The sequence below is a fragment of the Vibrio sp. 1401 genome (assembly GCF_033340295.1).
The window spans coordinates 1-7,181 of record NZ_JAWOWF010000016.1; the positions used below are offsets into that span (position 1 = coordinate 1).

Here is a 7,181-nt window from a genome sequence, read left to right on the forward strand (position 1 = left end):
GGCTACGATGATTAACTGATGTAACCGATCAGATCGTAACTTCCTGATTTAGTTCCATCGAATTACGCAACAAAGCCCTCCTGAACTAATATCTCAGCTAAAAAGTCATGTGAACTTTATTAGAGTAAGTATGGATGGAACTTATAGTAATTATGAGTCTATAAGGAAGAGACCATTTAAGCAGCTGTTAAGCAATTTAGAATTATTTAAAGGGCGTCTCCCATTTGGGATAAATTACGTAGTTAACAGCAAAACTATTGACGACCTACCAAATGCCTTGGAACTGTGCAAGGAGCTAGGTGCTGATGAGTTTCTGATTTTACCAGAGGTACCTGTGGGGTTTGGTAAAAAAATCGATGATGTAACACTAAGTAAATTAAAAGAAATTGTCGACAGTCGAAGAAAAACCACAAAAAGTATGAGGGTATCTATAAGCTCTGATTACAAAAATCAATTTGTCACTGCTATCGGTCTTCAGAAAGAGAGCGACCTGCAAGGCTTTGCGCATATAGATGCGTCAGGTGTTTTAAAACTGAGTTCGTTCGACAAGAATGGAGTTCCTATAGGTGGTGGTTCTCTAACTAATGCTTATCGTCAGTTAACAAATACTATAAGGGTTGAATTAGAATGAAAATTTGGCAGGGCTACGGTGCGGAGCACTCTTTAAATCTAGTAATCGTTGGTGAGTTCAAGGATGTAGAAAAGGCTGAAAATTTTGAGCAATTAGTATCAACGATTAGTTCTTTTCTATGCAGTGATGAATCGAATTTTGACGTGGATGCAGATAGATATGGTGATGAAGTGCTTGAGTTCCTTCGCAAGCAAAATCTGTTTTGTTTTTCTCCCCAACAATTAGCGCAATTTATGTATGACCAACGCCTCGAAAGAAAAGGTTCAAAGATAACCATATCTTCAGATGACGACCTGAATGTATTCATATCTTTACTGATTCATGAAGGAGCGAAGGTCGAATGCTTTTCAGCACACGATTATCCTGATTTAGTTAAAAAAGAGGATTAACTAGTGCTTGATTGGGCTAAGTTTGAACATGTAGCTGGAGAGCATCCTAACGCGCATGCATTTAGTTTTGAAAGCTTATGTAGAGGAATAGTCATTCGACAATTTCGAAATCATGGGCCAATAAAAGAGTTAAAAAATCAACCAGGAGTGGAGTTCCATCTTGAGCTTGATTGTGATGACCCAAGATTGGGAACAAAAGGGTTAAAGGTTGGATGGCAATGCAAATGGTTCCAATATAAGAGTGACGGTGGCTTAACTACCGGGGCAAAGAGCCAGATTAAACACTCGCTGGATACAACGAAAAAATACTTACCAGATTTAAATGTATGGATTCTTTGGACACACAAAACCTTAGCGAAGGCTGACCAAACTTGGTTCTATGATTTACAAACAAAATATGGCTTTACATTACATCTTTGGAATGAAAACGACTTAGAGTCTTATCTCTCAGGCCCAGCAACAGAGTTAAGGGCTAGTTATTTTGGAGAGCTGGCTTTAACACCAGATATGTTAAATGAACAGCATACGAATTCAGTGGCTCCGATTAGAAATCGTTGGATTCATGAAGTTCATCAATCTACGGGCGTAGAGAGAGATATAAGAAGAGTGCTCGGTGAACCTAGCGCATGGTCTGATATATATGCTGCGAAAGTTAAACTAGACGGTTATTTGTCAACTATTTCTGAGTTATCGAGGCATAAGGATTATGTAGATCTTTCGTCTGGTCTAGAAGAATTTATAGCCTTTTGTAAACAGGTTATATTTAGCTGTAAGGTCTTTGAGTCTACAGTGTCAGGCAGAGAAATAGGTAGAATTGCGAACTTTGCTCAATCTTCAGAGCAGACAAAAAACATAAGTCAGTTACTAAGGTTAACAAGAAGGCAGAACCTACCGCTTTCTCTTTATTTGACCAATGCGAATGCAGTTATCAAAGATATCAAAAAGCTGTTGTCAGAAGCTGTAGAACTGTTTTCTCATCAACTAGTAGCTGTTATTGGTAAAGCTGGCAGAGGTAAAACACAATTAGCTGCTGAAGTTACAAGCCAAAATGATGACAGGCTAGCTGGAATACTTCTTCATGGAAAAAAACTTCGTAAGGGGGGAACGCTTGATTCTCTGGTTCAAAATATGTCCTTTGCCTCTAACGAAGTTAGATCGTTTGAATTGTTGCTTTCAGCTATAGATTCGGCGGGAGAAAGAAATCGTTGTCGAGTTCCAATAGTTATTGATGGATTAAATGAGGCTGAAGACCCAAGAGAATGGAAGAACTTATTGGCAAGCATAGAGACTGTATTACCTCGATATCCAAATGTAGTTCTCGTCTGTACATTGCGAGATGGTTATCAGTCTCGGAAACATGTCGGTGCTGTCAGAGCTAATAGTTCATCAAGAGAAGGGTTTGCACAGCAAGCGCTCCCCAATGATTGCTTTGAGTTACTGTTAAAAGGGTTTAGTGACGAAGTAACTGTCCAAGCTATAGGTGCATACTTTAGATATTATAAGATTAGTGCTAATCCAATAGCGGCTCCGCAAAGTTTCTTCAGTCATCCTTTAAACTTGAAAATCTTTTGTGAAGTTATGAATCGCCCAAGGAAGACTTGTGTGGTGGTTCAAAGTTTTCCGTCATCCATATACTCATTGTTTAAAGAGCAAGTCACACATATCGGACAAACTATCTCTGAAATGACTAACCTGTCTATCAGATACACAATTACTGAGGTAGAAAACGCAGTCTACTACTTAGGCGAAGCTCTGTGGGAAGCAAACGGTAGAGGTGTTTTAGAAACAGACTTTTTGCGGAAGTATAATCCACAGTCGACAGATTGGGACAGTAATATTGTCAACTTGCTATCTCAAGAAGGTTTGATATTCAGAGATCTGGTTCGTCGTGGAGAATATCGCTTAAGCCCAGCGTATGATCGACTAGGTGGATACATTATAGCTTTCTATTTAATGGAGCACTATTGTCTAAATCGAGACGTATCGCTATTTAGTTCACAAGGTTTTTTAGCGAAAATTTTCGAAGATGTGACTTTACAGCATGAGCTGTCAGAGGACATCCTACATGCACTTGTCGCTATTGCACCGCAGTATAATCTGCCACACATTTGGCAAATAGTTCCTTCAACATACAAAAACGAAGTTTTAAGTTTGTCGCATTTGATTGAACCTAATTTCATTTGTGATGAAACAGTATGCGAATTGAAAAACTTAATACTTAATGAAGGGTTGAAACAAAAATATATTGAATCTTTAGGAGACGTACGATTCGCAATATCTCACCCTCTAAACGCAAAGTTTCTAAGTGATATATTGTTAGACATGTCTATGGTGGACAGAGATCTTTCATGGGGAGAGTACTTTCGAAGAAACCATGATGAATTGATAAAAGGCATTCGATTTAGGGCTGAATGTTGGAAAAATAGAGAGTTTTCAGATCCAGAAATAGAAAAACTAAGGCTAATTACAACAATTTGGTTCCTTAACTCAGTCGTAACTGAGCTAAGAGATGTTTCAACTGAGGCTTTAGTCTACTATGGAGTGCATAACACTAAGAGTTTCCTAGAAATAGTCAAACCTATTCTAGTGGCTGATGATGAATATATATTAGAGCGGATAATTGCAGCATGTTACTCAATAGTCAGTATTTCTTTGGATAAATCTGAAAACTTAGGTGAGATAGAGGCGTTCAGCAAACACATAGTAGCTGTTTTTTTCAGCCATGATTCGAAGTACGCTACAACCAACATATTGGTTAGAGAATATGCCTCATGTCTAGTGAAGCGTGCGAGTTTGGAATCTCAAATTAATATTAGTGAATCAGAAGTTAAAGCAGCTACTGAACCTTTTGAACAAATGCCCAGAAGTGAATGGAATGAAGAAATAACTGATGGTATGAGCGGGCATTTATCTCCTCTTAAAATGGATTTTGAGAACTATACTATTGGTCGTTTGGTTAAAGATCGTAGCAATTACGACTATGAACATGAGGCTTATGCGAAAATTCGTAATCAGATACTATGGAAAGTATATGATTTGGGGTGGAGCGAGGACAAATTTGGCAACTTAGACAATCAAATTTCTTCGAGCGGTTATCACCGGAGACACGAAACAAAAAAAGTAGAGCGCTATGGCAAAAAGTACTCTTGGATAGCGTACTACCAAATGGCAGGAAAACTACTCGATTCGGAACAGTTGGAGTTCTGGGGGGGAAGGTTTATAGAAGGAATTGACCCTTTCTTTCCTAGTAAAAGGTTAAAAATCTACCCTCTTAGTGAAAAAATGTACTTAGGCGATGAAGGGTTAACTACAGAAGAATGGATTAACTATTCGGAAGATCCGAATCTGGTTCATCTCAGCGATTGTGCAAGTTCTGAAAATGAAAATTTGATTTTGGTTGATGCATTTATAGTCGAGGAATCTGAGGAATTAAATCGTCATTTCTATGCTTCTGTAAACTCCTTTTTAGTTTTCGATGAGTCGTTGAAAGACTTTGATTTTGATAGCGAGGAATCTAGCAAATTGGAGTTCCCCGAAATCGCCAAATTATCTGATGTTTATTTGGGAGAGCTTTATAGCTCGTGGAGTAAAAGCCTTGAACCCCAAGTTATCAAGGAAGAAGATGGTGAAGAAGAAATAGAAGTTGAATCAAACGTGTTCTTTGATGGAAGTGCTTTTGTAAGAACATCTGGAACACATACAATGACTGTTCCTAAATATAAGGAGCATTCGCTTAAAGATTTTATCATCGAATATAGTTCGGAACATTCAAGTGGTAGTTTTTCTATGCCGATGCTAGCTGCTAGTTTTGTTAAAGAGCATGCGCTTAAGTTTGACTGTGAGCGGCTTTGTTACTTCAAAGACGGACAACAAATCTCAAAGTATATAGTTGAAGATCTAGACGGATACTCTAACTCTCGGAAAAGATTCTACTTGGATAAAGAATTCTTAACTGCTGCACTGAAATCTAGTGGCTTAAGAATAATAACTCGGATTAAGGGTGAAAGAAGAGTTTCTGACGTCGGGTATAGTGGGGATTTTGCGTACAAAGATTTTGAAAGTATAGACTTTCTGAGAGCTAATTATTGATTGGAAAGGGAATGCGTAACACATTCCCTCTGTTATTTTTAGTGGATGAACAAAAATGGGCACTAAGATCGAGGTTTTGCCGTACCTCAGGTAATCCGTTAAATTCTAATTTAGCAAAGTCACTGACACGTTTCTGTCCAAAACCTTCACCGGATGAATTTTTACCCGTGGCATTTTCCAACTCAAAAATGCCCCAAAACAATTCAGATCAAAAGTTCTCGCTCACTTAGTTCACAGTACTTTCCCCTATCAAAAGTTATCCGAAGGAGTTTGGGTAGCAGCATTTTTCTGAAATTATAAGGCATCATGCAATCTAACCTCCGTTAACTTTCATTAACCTATTGATTACACGTTGATGGGGTATTAAAAAGGTTGCATCATAGGAATATGAAAGACGGCTAAAAGCCGCATAGAAAGCGTTATGTGCTTTCTCTAAAACTCACCAGGTTCACCAAAACTTTTTTCTAGCTGGCCGCATCGCTTATTTTGAATTAGCACCCTTTAAAATGCCATTTTGATGCCTTATCTTGGCTAAAACGGGGTGTTTTAAGTGTCTGTTTTTATTGGTTTTGTTTTTGTTGAGAACTTTCAGGTAAATGGTAGTCTTCAAATCAAATGTTTTTTGGAGCTACAGCATGGAAAAATCAAAGCAATTATATAATCAAGTGAACTTCTCACATCAGGACTTGCAAGAACATATCTTTAGCAATTGTACTTTTATACATTGTAATTTTAAGCGCTCAAACCTTCGAGATACACAGTTCATTAACTGTACTTTCATAGAGCAGGGGGCACTGGAAGGGTGCGATTTTTCTTATGCTGATCTTCGAGATGCTTCATTTAAAGATTGTCAGCTTTCAATGTCCCATTTTAAGGGGGCAAATTGCTTTGGTATTGAACTGAGAGATTGTGATCTTAAAGGGGCAAATTTTAGCCAAGTTAGTTTTGTAAATCAGGTTTCGAATAAAATGTACTTTTGCTCTGCATACATAACAGGTTGTAACTTATCCTATGCCAATTTTGAGCAGCAGCTTATTGAAAAATGTGACCTGTTCGAAAATAGATGGATTGGTGCAAATCTTCGAGGCGCTTCATTTAAAGAATCAGATTTAAGTCGTGGCGTTTTTTCAGAAGACTGCTGGGAACAGTTTAGAGTACAAGGCTGTGATTTAAGTCATTCAGAGCTTTATGGTTTAGATCCTCGAAAGATTGATCTTACAGGTGTAAAAATATGCTCGTGGCAACAGGAGCAGTTACTGGAGCAATTAGGGGTAATCATTGTTCCTGACTAAGCGCAAGATTCGGCTACGCACATAACAAAGCGTTTAAGACAGATTCGCAACGCTGGGCATTTTCGGTTTGCTTTGAATTTAGTGTTTACGGCACAATGGTTTAGGTTGGGTGGCATGTTGCTCACTACTTAACGCGGCGTTAGCTTAAAACATTAAAAATCAGTTGTTTGTGGTTTTTCTTTCTTCCTTCGGCCATTCGCTCTGGTTCCACGGCAAATCCACATTGTTTGTCAACATGAGTTTCGAACAGTTGCCTCAATTGAGTTTTGGGACTGCGCGAGGTTCGCCAGTTTGGTGCAAAGTCGCTTTGGAGGTTTTGTTTTAGCTTTGAATTTTCCGAAAGTGATTTATCAAAATTTTCGGGTTTTCAAATCGCATGAAAGGCCACAAAGTTTGAGCCAATTCGGGTTTCAAAGCTTAAGTGGTTTGTTGATTTTCCAAATCGGTTTAATCTCAGGCTTGGTAAATCTAAGGTGCTGAAATTTAAGCTAACAAACTGCTTAAGCGGGATTCGCAATGCGTGGCATTTTCAGCATGCGGTGAGTTTTGTGATTAAGGCGGTGTGCAGTGGCTCTTGCAGTGCATTGCTCACCCCTTAGCAGGGCGTTAGCCCTCAGGAGGAAAAATGAAAATATCCATTATGGCAGCTGTTTCCGAGAATGGAGTAATTGGCTCTGGATTGGATATACCTTGGCATGTATATGGTGAGCAGCTCCTGTTCAAAGCTATGACTTACAATCATTGGCTTTTAGTCGGTCGTAAAACTTTCGACTCAATGGG

Annotated in this window: 5 protein-coding genes; all 5 read left to right on the top strand. The window is 38.6% G+C overall.

The window, feature by feature from the left end; genetic code table 11:
- The first annotated feature begins 130 nt into the window (after nucleotides 1-130).
- Complete coding sequence (locus R7Z77_RS10280; RefSeq protein WP_318136651.1) at nucleotides 131-631, top strand: hypothetical protein; 501 nt, start codon at nucleotides 131-133, stop codon at nucleotides 629-631.
- Entirely contained in the window at nucleotides 628-1,020 is a 393-nt protein-coding gene (locus R7Z77_RS10285; protein ID WP_101905914.1) for a DUF6375 family protein, read from the top strand. Before R7Z77_RS10280 ends, R7Z77_RS10285 begins: the two co-directional genes overlap by 4 nt.
- A gap of 3 nt (nucleotides 1,021-1,023) precedes the next feature.
- Complete coding sequence (locus R7Z77_RS10290) at nucleotides 1,024-5,109, top strand: hypothetical protein (protein WP_101905915.1); 4,086 nt, start codon at nucleotides 1,024-1,026, stop codon at nucleotides 5,107-5,109.
- 635 nt (nucleotides 5,110-5,744) lie between these two features.
- Entirely contained in the window at nucleotides 5,745-6,401 is a 657-nt protein-coding gene (locus R7Z77_RS10295; protein ID WP_032495607.1) for a quinolone resistance pentapeptide repeat protein QnrVC6, read from the top strand.
- A gap of 625 nt (nucleotides 6,402-7,026) precedes the next feature.
- Nucleotides 7,027-7,181 (top strand): dihydrofolate reductase (locus R7Z77_RS10300; protein WP_411913199.1); only part of this gene is annotated, 155 nt, incomplete at its 3' end.